General features: G+C 61.8%; 32 protein-coding genes. 11 read left to right on the top strand and 21 right to left on the bottom strand.

All coding sequences use genetic code 11. The features are described from left to right. Positions 1-174: 174 nt before the first annotated feature. Complete coding sequence (locus tag ASD04_RS08230) at positions 175-1,047, bottom strand: DUF2971 domain-containing protein (protein ID WP_056255222.1); 873 nt, start codon at positions 1,045-1,047, stop codon at positions 175-177. Positions 1,048-1,170: 123 nt separating this feature from the next. On the opposite strand from ASD04_RS08230, the gene ASD04_RS19390 reads away from it, so the two are divergent. Both ASD04_RS19390 and ASD04_RS08225 read left to right on the top strand, forming a co-directional pair. Beyond that, positions 1,171-1,317 (top strand): hypothetical protein, encoded by a 147-nt coding sequence (locus tag ASD04_RS19390; RefSeq protein ID WP_156461166.1) that lies wholly within the window; start codon positions 1,171-1,173, stop codon positions 1,315-1,317. Between the two features lie 396 nt (positions 1,318-1,713). After that, positions 1,714-2,130 carry a hypothetical protein gene (locus tag ASD04_RS08225; protein ID WP_056255219.1) on the top strand — a complete coding sequence of 139 codons (417 nt, stop codon included), beginning with the start codon at positions 1,714-1,716 and terminating at the stop codon, positions 2,128-2,130. A gap of 7 nt (positions 2,131-2,137) precedes the next feature. Here ASD04_RS08225 and ASD04_RS08220 read toward each other — a convergent pair whose 3' ends face one another. The 5 genes from ASD04_RS08220 to ASD04_RS08200 all read right to left on the bottom strand — a co-directional run bounded on the left by ASD04_RS08220 (position 2,138) and on the right by ASD04_RS08200 (position 4,692). Beyond that, positions 2,138-2,551: a hypothetical protein gene (locus tag ASD04_RS08220; RefSeq protein WP_082531075.1), complete on the bottom strand. Its 414-nt coding sequence runs from the start codon at positions 2,549-2,551 to the stop codon at positions 2,138-2,140. A 155-nt stretch (positions 2,552-2,706) separates the two neighbouring features. Next, positions 2,707-3,243 (bottom strand): hypothetical protein, encoded by a 537-nt coding sequence (locus ASD04_RS08215; RefSeq protein ID WP_156461165.1) that lies wholly within the window; start codon positions 3,241-3,243, stop codon positions 2,707-2,709. Between the two features lie 525 nt (positions 3,244-3,768). Then, complete coding sequence (locus tag ASD04_RS08210; RefSeq protein WP_200940244.1) at positions 3,769-4,104, bottom strand: YnfA family protein; 336 nt, start codon at positions 4,102-4,104, stop codon at positions 3,769-3,771. A 13-nt stretch (positions 4,105-4,117) separates the two neighbouring features. After that, positions 4,118-4,318, bottom strand: a complete 201-nt coding sequence (locus ASD04_RS08205; protein ID WP_056255213.1) for a hypothetical protein — start codon at positions 4,316-4,318, stop codon at positions 4,118-4,120. Then, complete coding sequence (locus tag ASD04_RS08200; RefSeq protein WP_082531074.1) at positions 4,315-4,692, bottom strand: hypothetical protein; 378 nt, start codon at positions 4,690-4,692, stop codon at positions 4,315-4,317. The genes ASD04_RS08205 and ASD04_RS08200 overlap by 4 nt, the downstream gene beginning before the upstream one ends. A gap of 79 nt (positions 4,693-4,771) precedes the next feature. On the opposite strand from ASD04_RS08200, the gene ASD04_RS08195 reads away from it, so the two are divergent. Then, complete coding sequence (locus ASD04_RS08195) at positions 4,772-5,179, top strand: helix-turn-helix domain-containing protein (RefSeq protein WP_056255496.1); 408 nt, start codon at positions 4,772-4,774, stop codon at positions 5,177-5,179. Here ASD04_RS08195 and ASD04_RS08190 read toward each other — a convergent pair. Continuing rightward, a complete protein-coding gene (locus tag ASD04_RS08190) occupies positions 5,176-5,601 on the bottom strand; it encodes a helix-turn-helix domain-containing protein (RefSeq protein WP_056255209.1) in 426 nt (141 codons plus the stop codon). The genes ASD04_RS08195 and ASD04_RS08190 overlap by 4 nt on opposite strands. A 69-nt stretch (positions 5,602-5,670) precedes the next feature. Between ASD04_RS08190 and ASD04_RS08185 the strand changes: the two genes are divergently transcribed. After that, positions 5,671-7,806, top strand: a complete 2,136-nt coding sequence (locus tag ASD04_RS08185; protein WP_056255206.1) for a heavy metal translocating P-type ATPase — start codon at positions 5,671-5,673, stop codon at positions 7,804-7,806. 95 nt (positions 7,807-7,901) lie between these two features. Here the strand turns inward: ASD04_RS08185 and ASD04_RS08180 are convergent, their stop codons facing one another. Genes ASD04_RS08180 through ASD04_RS08165 form a run of 5 tightly spaced genes read right to left on the bottom strand, consistent with a single transcriptional unit; the run spans position 7,902 to position 10,287 of the window. Then, positions 7,902-8,501, bottom strand: coding sequence for a metallophosphoesterase (locus tag ASD04_RS08180; protein ID WP_082531073.1), 600 nt, complete (start codon positions 8,499-8,501; stop codon positions 7,902-7,904). Continuing rightward, a complete protein-coding gene (locus tag ASD04_RS19385) occupies positions 8,498-8,764 on the bottom strand; it encodes a hypothetical protein (protein ID WP_156461164.1) in 267 nt (88 codons plus the stop codon). Before ASD04_RS19385 ends, ASD04_RS08180 begins: the two co-directional genes overlap by 4 nt. A gap of 12 nt (positions 8,765-8,776) precedes the next feature. Next, positions 8,777-9,079 (bottom strand): hypothetical protein, encoded by a 303-nt coding sequence (locus ASD04_RS08175; RefSeq protein ID WP_056255202.1) that lies wholly within the window; start codon positions 9,077-9,079, stop codon positions 8,777-8,779. Positions 9,080-9,081: 2 nt separating this feature from the next. Further along, positions 9,082-9,951 carry a metallophosphoesterase gene (locus ASD04_RS08170; RefSeq protein WP_056255199.1) on the bottom strand — a complete coding sequence of 290 codons (870 nt, stop codon included), beginning with the start codon at positions 9,949-9,951 and terminating at the stop codon, positions 9,082-9,084. A gap of 24 nt (positions 9,952-9,975) precedes the next feature. Next, positions 9,976-10,287: a hypothetical protein gene (locus ASD04_RS08165; RefSeq protein ID WP_156461163.1), complete on the bottom strand. Its 312-nt coding sequence runs from the start codon at positions 10,285-10,287 to the stop codon at positions 9,976-9,978. Positions 10,288-10,429: 142 nt separating this feature from the next. Here ASD04_RS08165 and ASD04_RS08160 point away from each other — a divergent pair, with 142 nt between their 5' ends. Next, the gene (locus ASD04_RS08160; RefSeq protein ID WP_156461162.1) at positions 10,430-10,960 is read left to right on the top strand and encodes a hypothetical protein; all 531 of its coding nucleotides are present in this window, start codon (positions 10,430-10,432) and stop codon (positions 10,958-10,960) included. A gap of 53 nt (positions 10,961-11,013) precedes the next feature. On the opposite strand, the gene ASD04_RS08155 is transcribed toward ASD04_RS08160, so the two are convergent. Together ASD04_RS08155 and ASD04_RS08150 are read right to left on the bottom strand one after the other, a co-directional pair. Then, positions 11,014-11,223 carry a hypothetical protein gene (locus ASD04_RS08155; protein WP_056255190.1) on the bottom strand — a complete coding sequence of 70 codons (210 nt, stop codon included), beginning with the start codon at positions 11,221-11,223 and terminating at the stop codon, positions 11,014-11,016. Positions 11,224-11,295: 72 nt separating this feature from the next. Next, complete coding sequence (locus ASD04_RS08150; protein WP_056255188.1) at positions 11,296-12,144, bottom strand: hypothetical protein; 849 nt, start codon at positions 12,142-12,144, stop codon at positions 11,296-11,298. A 402-nt stretch (positions 12,145-12,546) separates the two neighbouring features. Between ASD04_RS08150 and ASD04_RS08145 the strand changes: the two genes are divergently transcribed. Next, the gene (locus tag ASD04_RS08145; protein ID WP_056255185.1) at positions 12,547-12,966 is read left to right on the top strand and encodes a hypothetical protein; all 420 of its coding nucleotides are present in this window, start codon (positions 12,547-12,549) and stop codon (positions 12,964-12,966) included. A gap of 458 nt (positions 12,967-13,424) precedes the next feature. On the opposite strand, the gene ASD04_RS08140 is transcribed toward ASD04_RS08145, so the two are convergent. The 4 genes from ASD04_RS08140 to ASD04_RS08125 form a co-directional block, all read right to left on the bottom strand. Beyond that, complete coding sequence (locus ASD04_RS08140) at positions 13,425-13,739, bottom strand: transcriptional regulator (RefSeq protein ID WP_056255181.1); 315 nt, start codon at positions 13,737-13,739, stop codon at positions 13,425-13,427. Then, positions 13,736-14,134 (bottom strand): hypothetical protein, encoded by a 399-nt coding sequence (locus ASD04_RS08135; protein ID WP_056255179.1) that lies wholly within the window; start codon positions 14,132-14,134, stop codon positions 13,736-13,738. The genes ASD04_RS08140 and ASD04_RS08135 overlap by 4 nt, the downstream gene beginning before the upstream one ends. Before the next feature lie 44 nt (positions 14,135-14,178). Further along, positions 14,179-14,685 (bottom strand): hypothetical protein, encoded by a 507-nt coding sequence (locus ASD04_RS08130; RefSeq protein WP_056255176.1) that lies wholly within the window; start codon positions 14,683-14,685, stop codon positions 14,179-14,181. 128 nt (positions 14,686-14,813) lie between these two features. After that, a complete protein-coding gene (locus tag ASD04_RS08125; RefSeq protein WP_156461161.1) occupies positions 14,814-18,893 on the bottom strand; it encodes a hypothetical protein in 4,080 nt (1,359 codons plus the stop codon). Positions 18,894-19,452: 559 nt separating this feature from the next. On the opposite strand from ASD04_RS08125, the gene ASD04_RS19380 reads away from it, so the two are divergent. From ASD04_RS19380 to ASD04_RS08105, 5 genes are all read left to right on the top strand, one after another. Further along, positions 19,453-19,662 (top strand): hypothetical protein, encoded by a 210-nt coding sequence (locus ASD04_RS19380; RefSeq protein ID WP_156461160.1) that lies wholly within the window; start codon positions 19,453-19,455, stop codon positions 19,660-19,662. Then, the gene (locus ASD04_RS08120) at positions 19,659-19,970 is read left to right on the top strand and encodes a hypothetical protein (RefSeq protein ID WP_056255172.1); all 312 of its coding nucleotides are present in this window, start codon (positions 19,659-19,661) and stop codon (positions 19,968-19,970) included. The genes ASD04_RS19380 and ASD04_RS08120 overlap by 4 nt, the downstream gene beginning before the upstream one ends. Further along, the gene (locus ASD04_RS08115; protein ID WP_056255169.1) at positions 19,967-20,158 is read left to right on the top strand and encodes a hypothetical protein; all 192 of its coding nucleotides are present in this window, start codon (positions 19,967-19,969) and stop codon (positions 20,156-20,158) included. Before ASD04_RS08120 ends, ASD04_RS08115 begins: the two co-directional genes overlap by 4 nt. Positions 20,159-20,301: 143 nt before the next feature. Continuing rightward, positions 20,302-20,676, top strand: a complete 375-nt coding sequence (locus ASD04_RS08110; RefSeq protein WP_056255166.1) for a hypothetical protein — start codon at positions 20,302-20,304, stop codon at positions 20,674-20,676. After that, positions 20,673-20,864, top strand: a complete 192-nt coding sequence (locus ASD04_RS08105) for a hypothetical protein (protein ID WP_056255164.1) — start codon at positions 20,673-20,675, stop codon at positions 20,862-20,864. The genes ASD04_RS08110 and ASD04_RS08105 overlap by 4 nt, the downstream gene beginning before the upstream one ends. A gap of 44 nt (positions 20,865-20,908) precedes the next feature. Here the strand turns inward: ASD04_RS08105 and ASD04_RS08100 are convergent, their stop codons facing one another. The 3 genes from ASD04_RS08100 to ASD04_RS08090 are packed head-to-tail and all read right to left on the bottom strand — an operon-like array spanning position 20,909 to position 23,011. After that, on the bottom strand, positions 20,909-21,469 hold the full coding sequence (locus ASD04_RS08100; protein WP_056255161.1) for a hypothetical protein: 561 nt from the start codon (positions 21,467-21,469) through the stop codon (positions 20,909-20,911). Next, entirely contained in the window at positions 21,466-22,029 is a 564-nt protein-coding gene (locus ASD04_RS08095) for a hypothetical protein (protein WP_056255158.1), read from the bottom strand. The genes ASD04_RS08100 and ASD04_RS08095 overlap by 4 nt, the downstream gene beginning before the upstream one ends. Before the next feature lie 22 nt (positions 22,030-22,051). Beyond that, on the bottom strand, positions 22,052-23,011 hold the full coding sequence (locus tag ASD04_RS08090) for a DNA cytosine methyltransferase (RefSeq protein WP_200940243.1): 960 nt from the start codon (positions 23,009-23,011) through the stop codon (positions 22,052-22,054). Between the last annotated feature and the right edge of the window lie 46 nt (positions 23,012-23,057).

The following is a 23,057-nucleotide window of genomic DNA, read 5'->3' as shown; positions in this document are numbered from 1 at the left end:
GAAAACTCGGTTACCCGATTTCTTCCCCCACGATTTCGGGGTTGGAAATTATGGGCATCGCCCATCATTTTTCAGAAAAACAAACGATTTCAATGGTTTGATATCCCCCACAAATTTACGGGAGTTCCCCACTAACTTCACCACGACAATGGGGGAAATCAGTGGGGGAAACAGTCAGCGGATCTGGCAGTCCGAAGCCACGATCTTGAAATCGAAGAACGCGTTGCCGACCAGCAGGGCTTCGACCTCTTCGCGCCCGAGCTTGCAATTCGGCCCCATGACCACCGTGGCGATGGCTTTGCGAGGGTCGATGGCGCCGGAGCTGTAGCGTCCGAAGGGGAATTCGACGTACTTCACTTCCCGCCCATTCACCTCCCGAACGAAGGGTTCGCGCCACTCCACCATCTGCCCGTCCGGGTGTTCCGCAGTAAGGAAGGTTATGGGCTCGCGGGAATCCGGCTTCATGTGGCGCTGGTTGTAAATCATCCGGATCTCGCGCTCATGGGACCAGGTGTCATGCTTGAGGGCGGTAACTCCGGCGAACGCCCTGACTGTGGCAAAGAGCTCGGCATCTGCCCCTGGCCGCAGCAGGTCCAGCGCAACCTGCAGGGCAAGTTCCTTGAAGCCCGCCGGTGTCTCCTCGTCCAGGTAATTGACCCGTTGCACCCGGGCCGGCACAGCGGCCAGGGCGGTCGGTCGGAAGCCTATGGCCAGGCCAGTGTAGTTGGCACCATACGACCCCCACATCGGCAGGTTGTCGGCGTTCATGGTGAAGCAGCAGGTGAAGCAGGTGCTCTCGCGCTGGTACTTCATCAACCGCGCCGCAAAGGCGTGCAGCGCCTGGCTGGTGACCCCGTCGACCTCGTTGTCCTTGATCGACTTCACGGCCTCCAGGAAGTGCTGCTGGCCTAGCTTGATCTCGCGCGGATCGTTCGCCGCTATGACGTCGGAGAACCATAGCTTCTTGCCGGCAACGATGGCCTCGAAGCCTTCAGCCGATGTGTACTGGTAGATCGTGCTGGTCGGCTGGTACTCGAAGAACGCCATGCGGTCCGAATCTCGAAAATTCTAGTCGTCAAGTGTAGCCGATGCAGCGACGTGATCGACAGCCCTATGGACTCTTATCCCAGTTCGAACCTAGAACATATAAAGAACAAACTGGAGGCGGCGATGGCATGGTTTCTGACGGAAGCGAAGGGCCGTGTACCGGAAAAACTGGCACTCACGGAAGCAGATGCCTGGGCGATCTGGCGCGAGGGCTTCCGTTTTGCGGAGTTCAACCTGGAGACTGACTGCTACCGATTGTCCGTGCCCTAAAAGGTGGCCGTGAACATCGACAAAGGCCCATTGGCGATCAGCCAGATTGACTAACAGCCCACCCAGCCGCGAGTTCTACAGGCCTAGTCTTGGCCAAGCCGCCGGCGAAGGGCTGCTATTGGTCTGGAGGTGCGATCTTTGTCGGCGATGGCAGATCTACCTCGCCAGCGACTTGGTGGAGACCTACCACCCGGACTTGTTCCTCGAAGACCTGTTTGGCGGCAGGTGCCCGCGATGCGAGAGCTCTGGTTTTTGGCGGGTTCGGCAGCGGTACCGTCCAACTCCGATGTCGGGATGCTGAAGGTCCGCAGGCCCGCCGGGGTACGACGGATACAATTATTGGCGCGACGAGCTATATAGTGCACCTGGGCAACCTAAAGCGCCTCCGGAGGGGACATGAGCCTGACCAACAACGAGATCGGCAAGACGTGGACGCTCTATGCGCTGGGGCAGCTGTCCGAGGCATGGCCACGCAGGCTGGACTTCAACGGGATGGACTTGTCTGTACAGTGCGGGGTCGGTCCCGACCTTGGCGATGAAGCGGAGCTTTTCGACGACCTGTTCCTATGGCTGAAGAACGAAGGCTTCGTGCATTTCAGCCAAGACAGCGAGGGGGAAGCGTACGGCGTGCACCTGACGAGCAAGGCCATGGACGCCATTGGTCACGCCATGCCTACCGATAAGGGTGCAGTCGGCACGCAGCTGAAGACGATAGCCGCCGGTGCGGGGTCAACTGCCGGCCAGGCCGTCATCGCGGAAACCATTGGCCAGCTGATCGGCGCCGCGGCGCGCGGGTTCGCCGGCGGCGGTTGAAGCCGGGCTACTCTTGCATGTATTCGACCCGGCGGCAGTCGGCCAGGTGCACGTCATCGGCGCCGCAATGCCACACCGTCATCGGTATCCGCCACCAGTTGACGGTCTGCTCGATGTGATAGCCGTGCTTCAAGCAGTTGCTCTCGTCCTCACCCGCGCGACAGATCAGGATGATGCCGGGAAGCCGCTCTAGCTCAGCTGCGTACATGAGCGATTGCCCGATGGCCTCGGCCCACTTGTTCGAGAAGTCGACTTCGATGGCGTAGTCGTCCGAGATGCAATCGACGTAGGTATCGTTGGGCAGGTATCGGTTGATCTGCATGCCGGCGCAAAGCTGTTCCTGGCGGTCCTTCTCCAGTTCCTGAGCTTGCCCAGGAGTGACAGCAAGTATAAGCGTGCAGGCGATCAGTCTAGGAAACATCCATACCCTTCTCACGAAGCAGTGCGATGCAGTCGCACTCGCCTTCGTCAGCGCACTCTGCTTCTCGGCGAGCTGTCGGTATCGATCGGAAATAGGCCAACCTCTGCTGGAGATGCGAAATCAACCGCTCTCGCTCCCGGGCCGCCGTGCCTGTTTCAGGGACGCGCATGAGACTGGTAAGCGATGACTGCATCCCGGACATTCAATTCCGCATGCGTGAGCGGCATCCCTATCTTCAAGCCCCTCATCATGGCCATTACTGCGTCCGCTTCGACCTTGGCGTTCTTATCCAGCGCGGACATCAATGCGAAAACAGCGTCCCGATGGTGGTTTGCTTCGCTGGCGCCGGCGAGGTGGGCAATGAGTTCCGCGTATTCGCCAAACCGCGTAACGAAGACAGAGTAGAGCATATCGCTGCTCGCCGGCGGCGGGAGCCTGACCAGCATGGAAGCAAGGGCCCGCTCGGTGAACTGCGTCAGCAGTTCCTGCTCGATATTTTCCGGCACGTCACCAGCCTGGATATAGACCGAGATAGCGGACATCGCGAAGAAGCTAATCTCCGGACGACTGAACTTCTTCACGTCTACATAGGCTGCCTCGACCTTGGCGCTGAGATCCTCGAATATCTGCATGAGTGCAGCCACGCCTGTGGCAGGTTCTGCCGGCTTCTTGCTTTTGAATAATCCGAACATGATGCCCCCTGTTTTCTGGAGCGTATCACGTCGTCTTTCGGAAGCTAACTGCACTTAGCTTCGCTTTGCATGCACCATTGTCGTACCGCCCAAATCGATACGCGATAAGCGGACGTTAACGCATAGTGCCCAGCACCATACTACCAATACATGGAAAGCGAAGCTAAGTAGAGTTAGCTTCCAAAAGCGGATTGACCAGGTCGCAGCGGCAGCAAGGCGATGTCCTCGATAAGACCGATCATGTTCCTGCCAGCCGCCTGCGCGGCAATGAAGTTAACCCAGGACCAAGTTGAGGCAATAACCATCCTGTCAGCCGCCGCGACCCTTGTGACGGAAACCATAGACGGTGTCCGGTAGGAAGCTGTTTTCGCTGTTAGAATTGTGAAATGGTATTCCTTTTAGCCGTCATTTTACAGATGGCGAGACGTAACGGCCCCTTCCGACCCCATACAAGCCGTCTAGTCCACCGGAGCCAATCGCCAAAAGCGGACGTCGAGTACCAGCTTTTCCCACGTCGCACGGCATCTAGCTTCTTGGAGCAAACAAGATGATCCCTGCCGCCACTAGCGCCAATGCGCCGCCGATCAGATCCCAGCGGTCCGGCGCGTGCCCTTCTGCCACCCAGAGCCAGAGCAGCGACGCCACGATATAGACGCCACCATAGGCCGCATATGCCCGACCGGCGTGCTCGGACGGTGCCAGGGTAAGCATCCAGGCGAAGGCGATCAGCGCGGGGATTCCTGCGGCCACCCAGATCGGCGACTGTCCCTGACGGAGCCATGCCCAGAACGCGAAGCATCCAACGATCTCTGCCAGCGCGGCCCCGGCATAGATCAATCCCGTGGTCACTACGATGGGCATGGCTGTCTCCGTCTCAGGTCTGCTGGCGCTTAGCACGTCCTCGCAACCACGCCCACAGTCCGCCGACACCGGTGAGCAGGACGGCCACGATGCCGACCGGTCCGGCAACGACGGCCACCCCGCTGGCAGCCACGATCGGGACGGCGCAGCAGGCCGCGCAGGCTGCCACGACGCCGGCGGTGGCGACTATGCCTTTCTTGGCGTTCGGGTTCATGCTGCGGACCTCGCGAGTTCCGGGGCGAAATGGGCGAACAGTTCGTCAGCTGCCAAGGCGGCACTCTCCGGAGCCGTGATCGTCAGCTCCACCCGGTCGCCCGCACGCAGGTCGAACTCCAGGAAAGCGCAGCAGTCGGCCTCCTTGGCCACCAGGTCTTGCACCTCTGGCAGTGCCGCGGCGCCGTAGGTCAGGTGCAGCCGCAGCGGTTCACGGCGGCTGGAGAGCAGGTGCCGGGACGCAAGCTCGCGGATGCCTGCAACCCGTTCCTTAAAGTCGCTGGCACCCAGGCTGCAGGCGATAGCAAGGGCGGTGTCGTTGGCGGCAGAGGCGCAGCTGGAGCAGCACGCGTCGGACTGGTTGATTATGGGCATGTCGATCTCCTTTCGGTGAGATGGACAGACCTATAATCCTTCAAGTAGCTTGAAGGGCAAGAGCGAAAGCGAGGATGAGATGCTGACGATCGGGAAACTCGCAAAGGCGGCGGGCGTCAACACCCCGACCATCCGATACTACGAAGAGATCGGCCTCCTGCCGGCACCTGACCGCAGCGAGAGCGGACAGCGGGTCTACGGCGCCGATGACCTGGAGCGACTGACCTTCATTCGACGATGCCGAGACTTCGGCTTCGGGATTGACCAGGTGCGTCTGCTTGCAGGCCTGTCGATCAGCGCCGACAAGGATTGCAAGGAAGTCGGCGACATTGCCCGCGGTCACCTCAAGGAGGTCCAGGCGAAGCTGACCGAGCTCAAGGCGCTCGAACGCAGCATGCAGCGCTTCGTCGCCCAGGGCGACGCTGTTTGCTGTGGCGGGCCGGGACGCGACTGCGTGGTGTTCAAGGACCTAGCCGCCTCGTCTTAAGCCCTCGAGTGATCCGACGCGCAATGGCCATGATCGGCCAGTGCCTCGATTATCCGGCAATCGCAGATCCGGCCATGCCCGCATTCCTCGATCATCCGCGTGAGCTCGCCCTTTAGCGCCTGCAAGCTGGCGATGCGGCGATCAATTTCCGACAGGTGGCTGCGGGCGATACTGTCAGCCTGGTGGCAGGAAGCCTGCGGCTCCGACGTCATCGCCAGCAAGGCCTTGATGTCCTCAACCTCGAACCCGAGTTCGCGGGAATGCCGTATGAAGATAAGCCGGTCGGCCTCGGGCTTGCCATAGCGGCGCTGGTTGCTTTCCGTGCGGGGCGGTTCCGGCAGCAGTCCGATCTGTTCATAAAACCGGATAGTAGGCACCTTGACGCCGCTTCGCTTCGAAAGTTCGCCGATCGGAAAATTCATCGGAATACCTCTTGATGCTCTAGCGACTAGAGGGATTAGCATCGGGTCGACTCATAAGGAAGACCCATCATGACCGAAGCCATCGTCACCAAGTTCCGCGTCGGCGGCATGGACTGCGCCAACTGCGCCAGCAAGGTGGAGAACGCCGTCTCGCGCGTGCCCGGCGTAATGGAAGTCGGGGCTTCGTACACGGCTCAGTCCATGACTGTCACCCACACCGGCGTTCCCCTCGCTGCCATCCGGAATGCCGTGAAGGCGGTCGGCTACACCGCCGCGCCCGCCGAAGCTCCTGCGGAAACCAGCGCCGATCACGACGATCATTTCGAACTCGGCGACGGACCGTGGTGGAAGATCCGCAAGGCCGTGCTGACCTGGGCTTGCGGGCTCGCGCTGGTCGCGGCCTACCTGATCGGCCAGGTTCTGCCGGAAATCGGGCACTGGGCTTTCCTGGCGGCGCTTCTGGTCGGCCTGGTGCCAATTGGGCGTCGCGCCATCACCGGCGCCCTGCACGGGACGCCGTTCTCGATCGAAACTTTGATGAGCATCGCCGCCATCGGCGCCGTGTTCATCGGAGCCACGGAAGAAGCGGCCACCGTGGTGCTCCTCTTCCTGGTCGGCGAACTCCTCGAGGGCGTTGCCGCCGGCCGGGCGCGGGCCAGCATCCGGAGCCTGACGGACCTGGTGCCAAAGACCGCGCTGGTGGAACGCAACGGCCAGACAGAAGAGATCCAAGCCGACGCCCTGGCCATCGGCAATATCTTGTTGATCCGGCCAGGTGACCGTATCGCCGCCGATGGCGATATCATGGAAGGCAACAGCTCGATCGACGAGGCCCCGGTCACCGGCGAGAGCGTGCCCAAACGCAAGGGTGCGGGAGACCCCGTGTTCGCCGGCACCATCAATACCGATGCCGTGCTGCGCGTGAAGGTCACCGCCGCCGCTGCCGACAATACCATCGCTCGGGTCGTCAAGCTGGTGGAGCAAGCCCAGGAGAGCAAGGCTCCGACAGAACGTTTCATTGATCGGTTTTCCAAGATCTACACGCCGGGCGTCCTGGTCGTGGGTGCGCTGGTTGCCATCGTGCCGCCCCTGGTGCTGGGATGGGACTGGAACGAGTGGATCTACAAGGGGCTGGCCGTCCTGCTGATCGGCTGCCCTTGCGCCCTGGTGATCTCGACACCAGCTGCCATCGCCGCCGGACTGTCGGCAGGCGCACGCCGCGGCCTACTGCTCAAGGGCGGCGCCGTGCTGGAGGGCTTGCGGAAGATCACCGCCGTCGCATTCGACAAGACTGGCACGCTGACGGCGGGCAAGCCCGTGGTCACCGACATCGTGGTGGTGGGCCGCACCGAGACGCAGCTCCTCTCCACGGCCGCCGCACTCGAGAGCGGATCGTCGCATCCCCTTGCGGTGGCGATCCTGGCGAAGGCCAAGGAGGCCAAGGCACCTGTACCGCCTGCCTTCGGCGCCAAGGCGCTCACCGGCAAGGGCGTGTCCGGGAATGTCGGTGGCGTCCTGGTCCTGCTGGCATCGCCGTCCGCCGCCGCGGAAACGGCAGCCATCCCCGAGGACATGACCTCTCGCATCGGCGCATTCAACGACGAAGGCAAGACAGTTTCTGTACTGCTGGCCAACGGCCAGATCGCCGGGCTGTTCGCGATCCGAGACGAGGCCCGCCCGGATGCCGCGGCTGGATTGAAGGCGTTGCGGGATGCCGGGATCGCCACCGTTATGCTGACCGGCGACAACCGCCGCACGGCCACGGCGATCGGCGCCGGGCTCGGCATCGAGGTCAAGGCCGAGCTGATGCCAGAGGACAAGCAGCGGATCGTTCGGGAAATGCAGTCGGCCGGTCAGGTCGTGGCCAAGGTAGGCGACGGCATCAACGACGCACCGGCGCTCGCTGCAGCCGACATCGGGATCGCCATGGGAGGTGGCACGGACGTGGCGCTGGAAACCGCTGACGCGGCAGTCCTACACGGACGCGTTGCCGACATCCCGGCGATGATCGATCTGTCAAAGACCACGATGTCCAACATTACCCAGAACATTGTTATCGCCCTGGGGCTGAAAGCCGTGTTCCTGGTGACGACCATCGTTGGGATCACTGGGCTATGGCCCGCTATCCTTGCCGATACCGGCGCAACTGTCCTGGTGACGGCGAATGCCATGCGGCTGCTTGGCTGGAAGCCGAAGAAACACTAGCCGAATTGAGTCCGCTTCTGCGCAGTTTCAACCAAAATGCAGACAGGCCGTAACCCACCCCAAGTCTGCCACAGGCAGCATTGAGTTGGTAGCACTCATGGCGTGACCCCCTCGTCGCTGTCGAGCCCCATCTCGTCATCGTCGTCGTGCTCCCCGAGGGGACGACCGACATCGAACGCAAGGCGCGGCAGCAAGGCCATCCTTGATCGGAGCTGCGCCAGCGTTTGCGGGACGAATCCCGTGTTGTCGACGCCAACGTCTATCGTATTCCTGGCGCCTGGAAGAGTGCTGTGGCTGTGCCCGTAGAGCATGATCGAGCCACGGTGCAGACCAGGCCACACGCGCATGCCGTAGTGCGAGAGATTGACCTGCACGTCGTCTAAGACGAGGTGCTTGAAATCGCCCCGCCATGCCCACGGTAGCCGGGTAGTCGCCTGCCGGTCGTGGTTTCCGAGGATCAGATTTTTGGTGCCGTTGAGCATCTTGAAGATAGATTCCGTCCGCTCGACTGAGCAGCGATGGGCGAAATCTCCCAAGTGCCAGACAGTGTCGTGCGGCTGCACTATACTGTTCCACGCTTGGATCATGGCGCGGTCCATCGCGTCGACGTCGTCGAACGGCCTGGCGCACATCTCGATGATGGCTCTGTGGCCAAAATGATGGTCTGATGTGAAGTAGATCGAGGGGGTTCTCATGCCGCCAGCTCCTCCAAAATTTCGTATTCAATCGTGCCCGGCACAGCGAAGGGCAGCGTAGGCGGCGCGCGGTAAAGCGTGCGGTCCAGGGCGACTTCGAGGATGCGACGAGCGTCGTCGAGATTCAGTGCGCTTTCCTGAATCTGGCTGGCCACTTTCAATTTTACTGCTTCATACCAGCCCCAGGGGTTTACATCCGGATCAGGGTACCCGTTAGCGACACAGTCGGCTGCAGCGACATTTCCTGCAATTTTGAACTTCAATGTCCCTTCCCCTCAGATCTTGAACTCCGGCTCGTCATCGAGATCGCCGTCGACTTCGGCCTGAATCTCGTCGACCAAGCTCTCAGCCATTTTCAGAATCTTCTCGATCCGAGACGTGTCCCGTGCGCCGGCCTGGTTGGCGACCGTCCCAGTACCTAGTAGCTCGCGCAGCGGGCCGACTCTGGTGGCAGGTATGACGAGCATGCCGCCGTCCCGGCCCAAACCGACATCGACGAGGTTCACTGCTGGCGGCATGTGATGCCCGGTCCAGATATGGATGTCGCCGCTCGCCGATATCGCGATCTGGATTTTCATGGTTACCACCCCAGCTTCGGTTTAGGCTCGCCGACTTCGAGGATGAGGTCGGGCTGGAAACCATTGTGGGCATCCTGCGGGTCGAAGGCATAGCCCCTGGGATTGCTGACGATCCGTGTCCTGCCGACCGTGTAGTCGGTCGGCGCATGGATATGTCCGTGCAACCACATGTCTGGTGCCCACGGCTCCTCGAGGAGGCCCTGCAGGTTCGACGCGTAACAAAAATTGAGGCTGCCGTGCCGGGGGTCGAGGGATTTCGGATGCGGCGCATGATGCGTGACGACAACGGTCGGCCCGGCGAACGGCGTCTGCAACTCGCGCTCAATGTAGGCCCGGGATTTCCGGTGTTCAGCAACAGTGTCCTGTGCCCTAATCCTCTTGCGCTTCCCTGACGTGGCGGTCGATGCCCGCTTGATCCTGCGGTAGTCATTCATGCCGTGGCGGCCTTCGGCCTCGGCGGTTTTTGAGCGGAGGAAACCCGTGCCCACGGAGTCGAAATCCGTCCACAGCGTCGACCCGATGAAACGGGTGCCGGCGATCTCAATGCTGTCGTCCTGCAGGAGGTGGATGCCCAGGCGCTGCGCGAAATCCGAACCGCGGGCTTTCATCTCCTGGAGCGTGAAGCCGTCGCCCTCGCAGGTGTAGAAATCGTGGTTGCCCGGCACGTAAACGACGGGCAGTCCAGGCAGCTCCTGGGAGATGCGGGAGAGGCTATTTTCGAGCGAGACATCCAGATCGCCGGCGATGACGACAACGTCGACGTCGGACGGGACGTGGTCAGCCAGCGAGAAGCGGGTCGCCGGATTGGCGGCGGCCTCAGGTTCGCGGGTGAACTCCTGATGGATGTCCGATAGCAGCCAGATTTTGGTCATGTGGTCCCTCATGCCTCCCAGGCATCATGCAGTGCGGCGATGCAAGGGACTAGAAAACATCGCCCAGGGCAGCGAGATCGTCATCTGTGGCGATGAGGGGCTTGGGCGCATATTGGACGCCGTCGACGCAGACGCGCCCAGCGCCCTAGCGAGACAGTTGTCGCCGCCGATCGAGTCGAAGTCCGCCCTCATCTTTTCGCGCAGCTCGGCGCTGGTGATGATGTCGCGGTTCATTTTGTTCGACCTGCAAGCTACTGAATTTCCTGCAATATTGTTGATTGAACTATCGAGAGTTGCAACAGGAAAACCATTTTGCCGGCCATTTGCAAGGTCCAAGAAACACCATTCCGTCCCGGAATTCCGGGGCGCGATGAGGTCGAAAAAGTGGTTTGTTGACCCGTTATTAGCTGTTTCGAGGTCCGTTTGTGGGTTGCTCAACCCTCCGGCATGATCTCCTCAGACAAGCAGGAGGCTCATCATGAAACGACTACTTTCCGCCATCGCCAGCGCACTGCGCTCTACCGTTTCGTTCGTCTGGGAGAAGTGCGCCGCGACGGGGAAATGGACGCTGCGCACTGTCGCCGCCATTGGTGGGTCAGGCGGCATTTTCACCCCGGCAGCGGCAACGGAAATGCAGGACCTCGAGGCCGCCATGGTCGACGACCTGCTCAAGCCACTGGAAAGCCAGGCACCGCCTTCCGCCGGCGGCGATGGCTATGACCGCGTCCAGCGCGTGTGCAGGGATCTGAACAGTGGCCACACGCCGGCTCCCGAGGACCTGGCCGCATTGACGCCGACTACCCGCGAGTGGCTTACCCTGTTGGAGCCGCAGATGCGGCTGCTCGTCGGCAATGTCGAAAAAGAAGCCCTCGTCGCGCACATTAGGGGCGGCAAATGCCTGCGCGGCGTCATCCGCAGCGACGCCGAATCCATCGCGCAGTGGAAGCATACGGTGGCGCTTGAAGCGATCGAGGCTGAATACGACGACGAGCCGAAGCTGGCGATGTAGCCTATCCGGCTATCCGCAGCAACGAGCCGCCCGGGGACGACCTGGGCGGCTTTTTATTGGAGGGCTGCGCGCGTGATCTGGCGCTGGAGGTCAGCATAGCGGGCTTCGCTGGCAGCCAGGTCGCGCTGCAGCTTCGCGATGATGCGGCGGGCGGCTGCCAACTCGACGTTCTTGCGGTTGATGATGACCTGAGCCGAACCGGTCGCCTGGGCGAGATCCCGGTCGAACGACTTGGCGAGAACGAATTCAGCGTCCGTGATCATGTCATCATCTCCTTGTTCAGGACCCTATACCGGAATCCGTGTTGCGATCAGGCGATCGCGTCGCCCGCAATTTTATGAATTCCGGAAATCGGGTGCGACACCGGGCCGGAAAGTCATCGATCCCTTGGCACCTGCCAGTTTCGGCGCCGGCTTGGTCAACCTGGGCAGGAATTGCAAGCGTGTGGCCTCGACGACAATGGCTGCCCATTTCCGCCCAGCCATGCGCCGGCCCGCTTTCACCCGCATGCTGTTGCTGATCTTGGTGATCTCATTGACGGCAGGATCGACCAGGACGGCGCCGGCGCGGGCAAGGGAAACATGTTCGGCCACTTCGCCGGTGACGCGGGACGTTGTCCTGACGACAGCCGATCGGGCATAGCCGCCGAAGGTCGGCTGGAGGTCCTCGGGACGGAGACGCATGCGCGCGACCGCTGCCGTCTTGTCAGCTTCCAGGGCAGCGCCCAGGCGAAGTCTCAGGATGATGGACGGCACGCTGCTGTACTCGCGCATCTCGTCGGCGGGCAACTTCATCATGCGTGTTCCGGTTTCCGCCATGACGCCCCGCATCTCACGCGACAGGGTCGCAGACACGACGCCGAAGCTGACCCCCCTCTTTCCGGGCTCATAGACGATATCGGCGAACACCGCGCTGCCCGATGACGGGTGCCCATGGAGCCCGAGCAGGGTCTTGCGGACAGGATCGAGCGTCCTGTTGGCGGCATCCATCGAGACCCCTGTCATGCGCTCCAGCGAGGGCTTCTCTATGCGGACCTGTCCACCGGCGCCGGCGAGGCACAAGAGCGTCAGCGCGATCCGCATCTGGGGTGCCGTCAGCCCCTCGAGGACGAGGTATTCGGCCACGGCCAGGGGGATGGACAGGACGGTTTCAGTGGTCGGGAAATGGTCTGCCTCGACGATCATCGCTGCAACCTGATCCATTGTAAGTAAACGGCTGTTCGGCATATGAGGCAGAAAGACGGGAATGTCAAGCTGTGCGGGCGTTTCATGCGTCGGGTGGAGGGCCGTACTGACAGCAGATACAGATATCTATATAGTAATCCTATTCTTTTTCTTTGGAGTGGAGTTCTGTTCTATGGATTCCAATACGCGCGCGCGAGGCTCTCAGAGGCCTCCGCTGCGCGGAGGTACGGGGCTTGGTTGATAAATCGAGGAAGAGGGAAGATTCCACAATGCCGCACCCGCTACGCGGGATAGGGGCGAATCCTTGAAGACTGGAAAGCATCGACGGTAATCGGGTCGGTCACCTCCCTCCCTGCGGACATGTCCGCTTGTCCCTTGCATCGATATGCCGATACTCCTCGCATGTCCCGCATCTCTGACCCCATCCATCAATCGACCAAGGCCGCCGCCAGGCGCGATGCCGACCGGCTGCGGAAACGCGAAGCCCGGGCGAAGATGAAGGCTGAGCGCGTCCCGCACGCGTCCCTGGTCGACTATGCTGTGTGCCAGGCCGTATCGTTCTGCCTGACCAACGCCGACAAGTCAGCGTTCCGTCCGGACGACGCATGGACGCCGATCAATGCCAGCGCGCTCTATGCCGTCGCGCTGGATATCTTGGTGGTCCGCTTCAAGAAAGACCCCACGCGATCCGAGGAAGCGCTGAGAGCCAAGCTAGGCCCCCAGGCGCGGCATGCCGAACGGGGCCAGATTCCGTCGACAAACCCGAGGCCGGGACAGCCTCGATATAGGATGACAGCCCCGCCGGACATGTCCGCTCGATAATCGCCAGCACCCCCGTTGCTTCTTCAGGACACGTCCGCGGTGCAACGCTTTTCCGACGATCATGGGGAAACCCGTTGTTGCAGTACGCCAAGGGCCGCAGTACTATGTGCAATGCCGACGATGTCAGTGTCGCAAGACTACCGAAGCCTCTCGCTGCAAACGGGGGGCTTCATTCATTTCGGCCTTCGCAAATCGTGAGATCGGAATTGTGGGATGCAAGTCCCCGCCGGAAGCTACCCGTAGCCACATCCTGGCGCCAGGATCTGGCGACGTCCTCACGCGTGTGCCTCCTAGGAAGGACGGGGACCTGCGACCGCACGCGCGGACCAACAGTACGCAGTAGGTCGCGCAGCCCGTCCAGAACATCAGATCATCGCCGGCCACTGGTGCCTTGCGGCGGCGAATGAACACGCGCCCATTCATTTCGCAATGGCGTTCCCGAAACGAGAAGCATCGGATCAGTCTGGGGGCTCGCTATCTTCGTCGATATCAGGGGGTATGCCGAGGTCAACGGAGTCGCCGATATCGGCGGGGATGCCGAAACGGTCGTACATCCGCAGCAGCCTCGCGAGCCAGGGCGGGATGTCCCGCCCGCCACTTTCGTATCGCCGGATCGTCATCGAGGCAGTGTCGTCCTGCCCAACATACCCGAAAGCGCGGCCCAGCTCGGTCGTGCTGAGACCCAAGCGACGCCGAATGGCTTTCATCTCGGAGCCCTTCATGATCGGCGGACCGGACGGGCGTTCGGGGTGAGATAGGTCGACCGGCGTCATGCGTTCTCCATCCGGCCTTCCTGATACTTCAGACGGCCAATCTGGTCACGCGCACGCATGTAGCGTAGATGCTGCCTGCGCCGCCTGTCCTGCAGCTTGCTTAGCTCCCGGTACAATGGCATTTGCTCCCTATGCAAGAGCATGTACGTGTCCCGCCCCAGGAAGACCTGCTCGCAAAGGGCCCGTCCGTCACCGGCTGCTTCGCCCCTCGCGATCGCGAGCGTAGCTCGCAGCTTCACGTTGAGGTCGTCGAGGACAGGACCCTTTCGGTCGTCGAGGGCGGCAACGCGCGCCTTGAGATCGTCGATAACTAGGCGAAGGGCTTCCATCTTTAAATCAGCAGCATCGGCGACAGCCGAGGCTTCAGCGAAAGTCATGTCCTTGAACGGCTTCATTTTCGTTTTTCCTTACAGCGCCGCACGATGCAGCTTGGTATCAGCTAGTGCTTCTCGGTGGACCCTGCATTCCAAGACGGCGAAACATCGAAGCCGACGGGGAATGCGTTTTCCAGAGCAGCGTCATCGTCATCCTTCTCATCCGGGACGAGATCCGCTCGAACGCCCTTGTTCCGGGCGGAGATTGCCTTGGCTTCGGTTTCGTAGACATCAAGGATCATAACCCGGTCGGTGAGCGTGTGGATCACGCCCCACATCCGGTCGGGGCAGTAGTTGTTGCCGCTGGTCACGTAGTCGCCAGCGACTACGAAAGCGTCTCCCGCCTTCACCTGCTGCACATCGACGACCGACCCCTTGGTAGGTAAGTAGGTGCGCTGCGGTTCCGCGGCGTTCGGGCCGTCCATACGCGCCGCCCAGTTCTTCCCGCGCTTGTGAGTCACGTAGTTCGGGTTTTCGATCGACCTGCCATCAACCTCGAAGGACCGCTGCTTGAGGAAGCCTTTGGGCTCATCGATGGTTTCGCCCTTGGCGTCGGTGAACTCGTATTTCATGTTCTGTCTCCTGCTGGCGCCGCCCAATGCAGCATCCATATGGATACAAGGTACGTATCCATATGGATACGTCAACACCCTTCCTAAGTTTTTTTCATGCGTCCCGCACATTCCCGGTTCCCCAGGCGTCACGCCGCCTCCAGATAGTGCGGCATGACCTCCTCAAGCTCTTCACCGTCGTAGACCCGCACCCACTGTGAGTGTTCGAAGGCGCAGGTCTCGATCTCGACGATCGTATCGAGGTCCATCGACCGCCACCTGTCTTCCAGCTCCGCCAGAGTCATGCGGCTGCCCGCGGCTTCGATCCGCGCATGCGCCCTCCGCAGGTCGATCTCCCGGTCCTGGAGCAGCATGCGCGGATCACCGAAGGGGGCGATGGCGGCAAGGTTGGCGTCGATCCGGTCATGCGGCCTGGGCTTGGCAGCAGTGACCCGTTCGCGTTCAGCCATCTCGACGGAAGTGACCTCGATCGACACGCCCGCCACCTTGGCCGCCCGCAACAGTGCAGCCGCCGGATCGTCGTGCCACGCCGCCACCCTGGCGATCTTGTCACGACCATCAAGGCGGAATCTCACGCAATGCATGGACGAGATCAGCCTGCGATAGAGCGCTGGCACGTCGGGCAGGACCTCACGTGACCACGCCGCCAGCCGGATACCGAAGACATGTCCGCAGCCCGGAAGCCTGGCCGTGATCTCGTCCGCGAGGACGCCATCGGAGAGGCGCACCAGGTCATAAAATTCCGCGTTGGCGGCCATGTCATCGAGCGTGAAAACTTCGTCCACGATGAAGCCTGTTGGCATCGTTTTTGACTGGCAGATCCAGAGCGGCATTTCGTCGCTCTGGCCTTCCGCCGGCGCGGCGCCGCGGTAAACCGGGCGTAGGCGTCCGACGAATTGCCTCAGTTCTTCCTCCCGCCATTGACCCTCGAGAATCTGTGCCCAGGCACCCGGTAGCATCGGCACATAGTGTTCGTAGTCTTCGCCAGTCCGCAGCTCGATCCTGCGGACATTTCCCTCCCTGAACAGTGGCTTGCCGTCTGAAGTATACCCCGTCCCGGTGACGTCATAGGGCGGCTGCGGCGACGGGTCGTCGTATGTCAGCGCCGCGGCATAGCCGTCGACGACATGGATCGGCTGCTCGCTGCGCCCGATGCTGATCGCCACTGCGTGGTGCTTGAAACCATCCAGCCCTCGAAGGGCGCCGAAATGAACGTTGTCGACGTTCTGGGGCGGCGTCCATGCGCCCTGCGCAAGCGTTTCGCGAACAGCAATCGTGGAGCCCATGAGCACACGGCTGTGCGTGTATGCCCCGGCGGCTTTGGAGACCAACGCGCGGGTCTTCTGGACGGTCCGGCGCGCGGCCTCGACCTCGTCCGTTGTCGCATCGGCACCGGGGATGAACGCCCGGTTCGCATATGGCCGGTCGGCGATCAGGATCGTGCGGAGATGCAGCGGGGCCTGGATGTCGTGCACTACGGGTTCCGAACCGAATAACTTGGCGACGACCTTAGGGTTTACGGAGGCGTCAAGGAGCAACTTGGGCGTTTCCTGCCAATTCGGCGTCGACCGCCAGGACATGCGGACGAAGGGCTTCGGCTTGCCTTCGACCGGGACATAGACAAGCTGCAGGCGCTCATCCCGATCGCCCGTAGCTGTGCCGGCGTCCAGCGCGGCGATGCGGTCGGCGATGATCTTCCAGAGCTTCTCTTCCTCGATCAGTGCCTTACCCTTCGGACGCGATGCCAGGGCTTCGATATCGGTCGCCGTCATCAGCGGCGTGATCTCGCGCTCTTCCGTGCGTGCCCGCTTGATGACAGTGATCGCGGTCTCGACCAGTGCGGCCTTTCCGGCGTCCCGGATCGCCGCTGCAGGGCACGCGCCGGCAAGGATAGCGGCCCGCGCATCGCCGGCGATCTCATCGCGCTGAGCGAGCATGGTCGACCCGATGTCCTCAGCGGTGCGGCCTGGGTGCAGCGCTAGTTCCTTCTTGGTGACGAAGGGCGCCTTGCGAGGCGTCAGCAGGATCTCCAGATCCAGGCGGCTCTGGTGCAGGACCTGATATGTGACGCTCTCGTCGATGATGATCGCGCGCGCGTTCTTCAGGACCTTGGGCAGGCTCATCATCGTGAGAAATGCATGCGGCAGGAAAACCACGTCGGCATCGCTGACTGGCGTCATCTGGTTCCAGTAGCCGCACTCGCCGCGTGCACGGAATTCGCAGAGGACCTGTGTTTTCTCCGGCCTCTCGCCGGCCTTCTTCTTCATGCGAGCCAGGAGCTCGTCGCCACCTTCTTCGATCTCGCCACCGCACAGTCCGCTGGCGCCGATGCCGCGCTCGGTCAGGGCCTCCATCTCGGCGGCGCGTTGGCAGCCGGCGCGCTTCTTACCCATGAACCGCTCGGCGGTGACACCCATAGCCTTCAACTTGGCGATGGCCGCATCTTCGTCGATCTCGGATTCACTCGGCACCGTCATGCCGGAACGTTCCGCCGCCAGCAGACCCTCGCCGATATTGTCGTGGCTTGGCAGCAGGACGAATATCTGGCCCTGGCCTTCCTGACGCTTGCCCAAGCTCTCGATGTACTGGATGGTTCTGGTCGTCTTGCCGGATCCGGTGGGGGCCTTCACGACATGGACCGGAACGTCTCCCTCGACGCCGCCGGCGGCAGCGCGGTCGACATCGGCGAAGAATGCGGCGACGGCGCTATCTACCTCTGCGGCGACGCGCTCATGGATTGCTTCGCGCTCCGGAAGCGTGGGCACCAGCGCCCTGGAGGCCTTGTCCGCAGCGACTTGCTCCGCGGTCTTGGTGACTTTGACCACTTTCCTGATCTTCTGGACCCCGGCCAGTTCCGGGATCACTCCGGCCTGTTCCGGAAGCCAATCGAGGGAACCATCCAGCGGCCTGGGCGTCCCGGTCACGTGCTGCGCGAAAGCGCTGGTGCCGTCCTCCCGCAGCTTCGCCGGCACCGCCTTGGGTGCCCAACGACCGGTCGTGTCGAAGGACTTGATGCTCTCCACCCACTTCGGCAGCGCGAATGCGAACTTCGACCGGCAGTCCCGTTCGACCTTATTCCGGGACCACGTGCCGTCTTCGAGGACTCGGTTCGCGCAATAGATGATGTACTGGCCCAGTATGAAGTCAGGCCCGCCCGGGCGGCGCAGCACCTCGACGTTGGCCGACAGCATGGCCCAGCACATCGCCGACAGGAACTTTTCGCGACCGTCGATGACGTAGCCCTGGGTGTCGACGGTCCACGCGCCCCGCGTCTTCTCCGGTATCCAGATCGGCGAGTTGGTTGCCGATCCGGTCAGCATGTATTTGGACACTTCGCTGTCGCCACCGACGGGCGACGACGAGCCTGTTGAACCAAACCCCGCCAGCGGTCTGATCGCGTTTACAGCCTGGTAGAACTTCTTGATCTGCCTGGCCGTGATAACCGGCGCATGCTCGGGTCCGGCGATCGCAGGATGCAGTGTGCCGCGGGACCAGTCGAAGCTACGCCCCGTTCCGTGGTGAATGCCATAGGACGTCCAGTTGTGGCCCGCCGCAAGGAATTCCAAGGCGTTCCTGGGGACCGCCGACCCGTCTTTCTGGATCAAATCGGGCTGGCCGTCAGCATCGAGGAAAGACACCGACCGGGTCGGTAGATTGATATCGTCGCCCTCCACGCGATAGATCAGCATAACCTTCGGGGCACGGCCCACGCGGACGAAGGGCGTCGGGCCAAAAACTTCAAAGGCGGCATTCATGACCGCTTCAGCATGGTCTTCGTCGAGGCAGTCGATATCCCAGCAGCGAACATGTCCCGAGGCCGCCCCGTTGACCACGGCCACGTTCATGCCACCGCCGCCCTTGATGTCGTAATAGAGAGTGCTCCAATCGGGACGGCTGTCGCGGCGTTCCGATGGCTTGATCTGGACAGCGTTCATCTTGCCGCGGCGCCAGACGATCAGTCTGCCGGGTTTACGGTCAGCTCGGGATTCCGGGAATGGCGACCAGCCAAGCGCGTGCATATGAAGCGCGTATCGGCGGTAGACGTTCTCGGTCGCCGCGACGCTCTCATGATCGACATGCCAGTCGGACGCGTTCGTGGCCAACCAGGCGGCATACCGCTCATCTTCCGTAATGCCGAAGTGCTGTGCCTGGGTCTCATCTATCCATGCGCCAGACGCGAGGACCTGCTCGCGGGTCAGCGGTTTCACCGCCCGCGTCCGCGCCCCGTAGCGCGGCGATATGTCTGAAAATGCCATCCTTGAATGCCTGTCTTGTCAGTGTCGTGGAGGCGCTGCAAACGCCCGGTGGTAATCCTTAGTGTGCTGCCAACTGAAGCAGACATCAACAGGTTTATTTAAAAACCGGTCCGAAATCCGAAGTGTGGCCTGTTGTCAACATTGGATTTTGTAGCAGACGCGGACGAGTGGATTTTAAGTCCACTCGGTTAAAGCGACGAAGATCATTCGAATTTCGAACGATTGTCATGGATCGCGCTGCCAATCCTTCCAACATCAAACGGATTTCTTCTGCGTTGCTCTGGAGCATTGCCGAAATTGCAAGGATACTCCGTCAATTGGACTAGCCAGAGCATCACATTGACGGCACGTTTCACAACCGATCCCTTCGTTTCGTTCCGTGAGAAGCGGGCCCGCGACGGCGTCATGGACGCGGTTCGCAGGCGCATCGTCGAGAAGCGGCTCAGGCCAGCCGACATCATGTCCTCGAAACGACCCCTCAATTCGAAGGATCGCGAGCGAATCCTTCGCGGTGATTACGACTGCTTCAGCCTGCGGCGGGCGATCCACCTACCCGAAGGTGATTCAGGTAGGGCGGAGCGAGCGTCTCCTCGACACGTCGATCATCACCCTGTTGATGCTGGCGATCGTCGAGGCACCACTGTGGCTCCAGACGTGCTCGACCATCGTCGTGGCGGTGATGCTGCTGCGCGAGATCGCTGAACGGGCGCGCCGGAAGTGAACCTCCGTCCCGCCATCCTCGCGTTCGTCGCGACCGTCGTGATCCTGTTGGCAGCTTCCACCTGGTGGCTGCCCGGGCAGCTTCATGACGCCCGTGCCGAACGCGATGCGGCCTTCGACCAGCGCGACGCCGCCTTCCGTGCCATCGACGAACTTGCCGCTGAACGCGCCGCTGCCGACCGGCGCAATGCCATCGTCCAGGAGCGGCGTGAATCGATCATCGCTGCACCGGATACCGAGGACGGCGACGTGGCACCGGTCCTCTGGGACGGCCTCCGGGCAGCCGATGAAATCGGAGGGGTCGAATGAGAAATCAATCCTCCAGGAAGCCCGCTGACGGGCAAGTTGACCCGAGCATGGACAAAGACCCCAGCGCGTACAGCGCTCTGCTGTACGCGCTCCGCATCGCCTTTCATCCAGCAATGCCCGTGATCGTGCTGATGCTGGTCTTGTGTCTGGCCGGCTGCGGGACCCTGACGCCCATCATGCCTTCCTAGCTCCTTTCCTGCACGCCGCAGCCGCCCGCGCCATCAGCCGGCACGCAGCGCGATGTCTCCCTCTATGTCGTCGACCTGGCCGCCGCCGGCGAGGACTGCCGCTACAAGCTTGGCTCCGTCAGGCGCATCCTGGAGCCTGCCAAGTGACTACGCCTCGCGACCCCTCCTACGACCGCCTCGACCAACGCGTTACCGCCATCGAAGCGTCGATCGACAAGATCGGCGTGGCCATCACCAGCCTGGGCGAGAAGTTCGACACCAGGTTCCGCCCGCAGTGGATTCTCATCGTCGCGGCGCTGGGCCTGGTGGTCACCATCCTGGGGCTGGTTCTGGCCGGCTGGAAGGCGCCGATCGACAGCACCATCGTGAGACAGGAATACGACCTGCGGCAGCTGCAGGACCGCGTAGTCCCGCGAGTTGAGATGGAGAACCACTGGAGCGCCACGATGCGGGAAGCGGACGAAATGCGCCGCCGGCTCGATCGCCTCGAGGACAGGGCTTTCAGCCCGCTGCCATGAGCGTCAACGACACGCACTCCTGGGACACCGCGGTTCGGCGCCAGCCATGCGCGATCACTGTGGCGCAGGTCATCGACGAGTACGGTTATGAAGCCGCCCAGGAGCGCTGGGGCTGGCTGACCGTTCGGACGCTGTCGAGCCTGGCCCATCAAGGCAGGAAGCAACTGGAGCGGCGGGATGGACCCTGACGAGTGCCCGGAGGACTATGAAGTCCCGGACCTGGAGCCGTTGGTCATTCTATCTGGGGCCACGCCTTGGGGTTGATGCCCTCGTTCTTCACCCCGTCATAGAATGTACCGACATACTCCGCGGCCCGCTCCACGGCGACAGCACGCGGGACGGTGGCCAGCGCCATCCAGATCGTCTCGACGGACATCCGCATTTCGCCGCCAGTATCGGTGTCCTGCTTGGACATTATCGTCATCAGCCAGGTACGGGCCGCATTGGAACGGAAGCGCGCCATCAGCGACAGCGCCTGCCACCGGCTATCGGAAATGTCAGCGGGCCGCTCGTTCTGAATGAAGTCGAGCCAGGCGTTGTCAATGTCCGGCAACATCTTCATGACGATCATCACTCGGTCCGGAAACTTGCCCATCCGGTTCGGCTGCATCTTGTCCATCGCGGCATTCCAGACCGCGTCGTCAGTCCTGTGCATGTCGATCCCGAACCCGAGATGGGTGTCCTGGTGCATCGCCAACACGGCGCCGGCGGCGTCGGCAAGTAGCTCTTGATCCTCCCGAAACAGCTTCAGGACCACGTCGCTCGTTTGGGTAGCGTAAACCCGCCAGTTCATGTGGTTCTCGCTCCGTTGGGAGGATAGGCGCGATATGCGGCGTGCAACACCCGCCCGGCATCCATCAATGCATTCTGCAATTCCCGTAGCGCTGCCGGCAGTTCGAAGCCGCTGCGCTCGTTCACCCAGACATGGTGATCAAGATCCGCGACGATCACCAAGCCGGCCTCAAGGCTTTCCTGGAACAGCCAACTGTAGATTGGGTCGCCATAAATGGAGTGCCGGTGGGCGAACGAGTTCTCGATCCGGGGCAGGTTCTCGTCGTCCTGCGAATATTCGGATTCGCTGAAAATCTCGAACGTCCCGAATTCGAAGAAGCGGCGGGCCTCGGCTTCTTTCTCCTCGTCCGACATGTCCTTCACGGAGACCGCGATCAGGACCACTATCGCCGAGATGCAAAAGAAACGCAGCTCCACAGGCCGGAACGGTTCGACGCCGGCATAGAGCTTTTCGGTGATGGTGTCCTCCAGCCGGCGGTATTCGCCGACCAGCAAGCGGTCGAGGTTGGGATCGCGTTCCACCTCGGGTTTGGCTTCAGGCTTCTTGCCCCATTTGAACAATGCCCAGGCCCTCCCGCGGCGCTTACTCGGCAGCCACCGACCCGCGCAGGATCTCCTGGTCCTGCATCTGCAGGACGTTATGCAGCCGATTGCCCACCCACTCGGCCACCGGCGGCGTCACGGCATTGCCCACGGCATGGTAGCGCAGGCTGTCGATCCGGTCTGACTTGGCCTCGTCGAAGTGCGTCGGGCGGGTCCAGTCGTCAGGAAAGCCCTGGACGCGCTCGACCTCGTTCGGCGTGAACCGGCGGACGCGGCCTTCCGGGTACCAGACGTAGTTGCGCGACCAGTCGGTGCCGGTGTGGCGGGCGCTCTCTGCGTAGATGCAGTGGGCTACGCTTTTGACGAGGGGGCCTTTGCGAGGATCTCCAAGGATTGTCTGAAAGATGGAGGGAGATTTCTTCCCATCTGGTCCACGCGTCTCAGTATCCCCACCGCTGCGTTCGGGCTCAAAAAGTACTTGTCCGGCGGCGTCTGCGTCTCGATGTACGGCAATAATGTAGACGCGACGGCGTTGCTGGGGGACTCCGAAGTCTTTGCTGTTAAGCACACGCCACGCGACACCATACCCGAGTTCGTCCAGCGCCTGGAGTACGACGGTGAAGTCACGTCCTCCGTGGCTAGAGAGAAGGCCGTGGACGTTTTCGAGGATAATGGCTCTTGGCGTACGCGCTCGAACGAGCCGCATAAAGTCGTGAAAGAGTCCAGACTGGCTCCCTCGAAGCCCAGATCGCGGCCCCATTCTTGCAAGTGAGAGATCCTGGCAGGGGAATCCTGCTGCCCAAACATCAGCTTCAGGGATTTTTGCATCGTCGAGTACTCGAATGTCGGAATCGATGGGGAGGTCGGGCCAGTGCTGCTGCAGGATGTCGCGGCAGAAGGGCTTCACTTCGCAGTGGAAAACCACCTCGAAGCCGGCGCGCTCAAGGCCCAGGTCTAGTCCGCCGATCCCCGAGAAGAAGGAGGCTACCTTATAAGTCACGAAATACCTCCCAAAACCCGGTCGAATCAGTGATCGGGCTGTAGTC

The organism is Devosia sp. Root436 (genome assembly GCF_001426345.1).
GTDB lineage: Bacteria > Pseudomonadota > Alphaproteobacteria > Rhizobiales > Devosiaceae > Devosia.
Note: the sequence above shows the minus strand (reverse complement) of the source record. Positions and strands in the feature narration are given on the sequence as shown.

What these genes read in the sequence shown, in the direction of transcription:
- ASD04_RS08150 (WP_056255188.1), bottom strand. Translation starts at nt 12,144, where the DNA reads ATGATCGTCGAGGCAGACCATTTCCCGACCACTGAAACCGTCCTGTCC.
- ASD04_RS08180 (WP_082531073.1), bottom strand. Translation starts at nt 8,501, where the DNA reads ATGAGAACCCCCTCGATCTACTTCACATCAGACCATCATTTTGGCCAC.
- ASD04_RS08135 (WP_056255179.1), bottom strand. Translation starts at nt 14,134, where the DNA reads ATGAAGCCGTTCAAGGACATGACTTTCGCTGAAGCCTCGGCTGTCGCC.
- ASD04_RS08225 (WP_056255219.1), top strand. Translation starts at nt 1,714, where the DNA reads ATGAGCCTGACCAACAACGAGATCGGCAAGACGTGGACGCTCTATGCG.
- ASD04_RS08145 (WP_056255185.1), top strand. Translation starts at nt 12,547, where the DNA reads ATGTCCCGCATCTCTGACCCCATCCATCAATCGACCAAGGCCGCCGCC.
- ASD04_RS08115 (WP_056255169.1), top strand. Translation starts at nt 19,967, where the DNA reads ATGAGAAATCAATCCTCCAGGAAGCCCGCTGACGGGCAAGTTGACCCG.
- ASD04_RS08205 (WP_056255213.1), bottom strand. Translation starts at nt 4,318, where the DNA reads ATGAACCCGAACGCCAAGAAAGGCATAGTCGCCACCGCCGGCGTCGTG.
- ASD04_RS08230 (WP_056255222.1), bottom strand. Translation starts at nt 1,047, where the DNA reads ATGGCGTTCTTCGAGTACCAGCCGACCAGCACGATCTACCAGTACACA.
- ASD04_RS08215 (WP_156461165.1), bottom strand. Translation starts at nt 3,243, where the DNA reads ATGTTCGGATTATTCAAAAGCAAGAAGCCGGCAGAACCTGCCACAGGC.
- ASD04_RS08190 (WP_056255209.1), bottom strand. Translation starts at nt 5,601, where the DNA reads ATGAATTTTCCGATCGGCGAACTTTCGAAGCGAAGCGGCGTCAAGGTG.
- ASD04_RS08220 (WP_082531075.1), bottom strand. Translation starts at nt 2,551, where the DNA reads ATGTTTCCTAGACTGATCGCCTGCACGCTTATACTTGCTGTCACTCCT.
- ASD04_RS08130 (WP_056255176.1), bottom strand. Translation starts at nt 14,685, where the DNA reads ATGAAATACGAGTTCACCGACGCCAAGGGCGAAACCATCGATGAGCCC.
- ASD04_RS08140 (WP_056255181.1), bottom strand. Translation starts at nt 13,739, where the DNA reads ATGACGCCGGTCGACCTATCTCACCCCGAACGCCCGTCCGGTCCGCCG.
- ASD04_RS08105 (WP_056255164.1), top strand. Translation starts at nt 20,673, where the DNA reads ATGAGCGTCAACGACACGCACTCCTGGGACACCGCGGTTCGGCGCCAG.
- ASD04_RS08170 (WP_056255199.1), bottom strand. Translation starts at nt 9,951, where the DNA reads ATGACCAAAATCTGGCTGCTATCGGACATCCATCAGGAGTTCACCCGC.
- ASD04_RS08155 (WP_056255190.1), bottom strand. Translation starts at nt 11,223, where the DNA reads ATGATCACGGACGCTGAATTCGTTCTCGCCAAGTCGTTCGACCGGGAT.
- ASD04_RS08175 (WP_056255202.1), bottom strand. Translation starts at nt 9,079, where the DNA reads ATGAAAATCCAGATCGCGATATCGGCGAGCGGCGACATCCATATCTGG.
- ASD04_RS08160 (WP_156461162.1), top strand. Translation starts at nt 10,430, where the DNA reads ATGAAACGACTACTTTCCGCCATCGCCAGCGCACTGCGCTCTACCGTT.
- ASD04_RS08100 (WP_056255161.1), bottom strand. Translation starts at nt 21,469, where the DNA reads ATGAACTGGCGGGTTTACGCTACCCAAACGAGCGACGTGGTCCTGAAG.
- ASD04_RS08195 (WP_056255496.1), top strand. Translation starts at nt 4,772, where the DNA reads ATGCTGACGATCGGGAAACTCGCAAAGGCGGCGGGCGTCAACACCCCG.
- ASD04_RS08185 (WP_056255206.1), top strand. Translation starts at nt 5,671, where the DNA reads ATGACCGAAGCCATCGTCACCAAGTTCCGCGTCGGCGGCATGGACTGC.
- ASD04_RS08210 (WP_200940244.1), bottom strand. Translation starts at nt 4,104, where the DNA reads ATGCCCATCGTAGTGACCACGGGATTGATCTATGCCGGGGCCGCGCTG.
- ASD04_RS19390 (WP_156461166.1), top strand. Translation starts at nt 1,171, where the DNA reads ATGGCATGGTTTCTGACGGAAGCGAAGGGCCGTGTACCGGAAAAACTG.
- ASD04_RS08200 (WP_082531074.1), bottom strand. Translation starts at nt 4,692, where the DNA reads ATGCCCATAATCAACCAGTCCGACGCGTGCTGCTCCAGCTGCGCCTCT.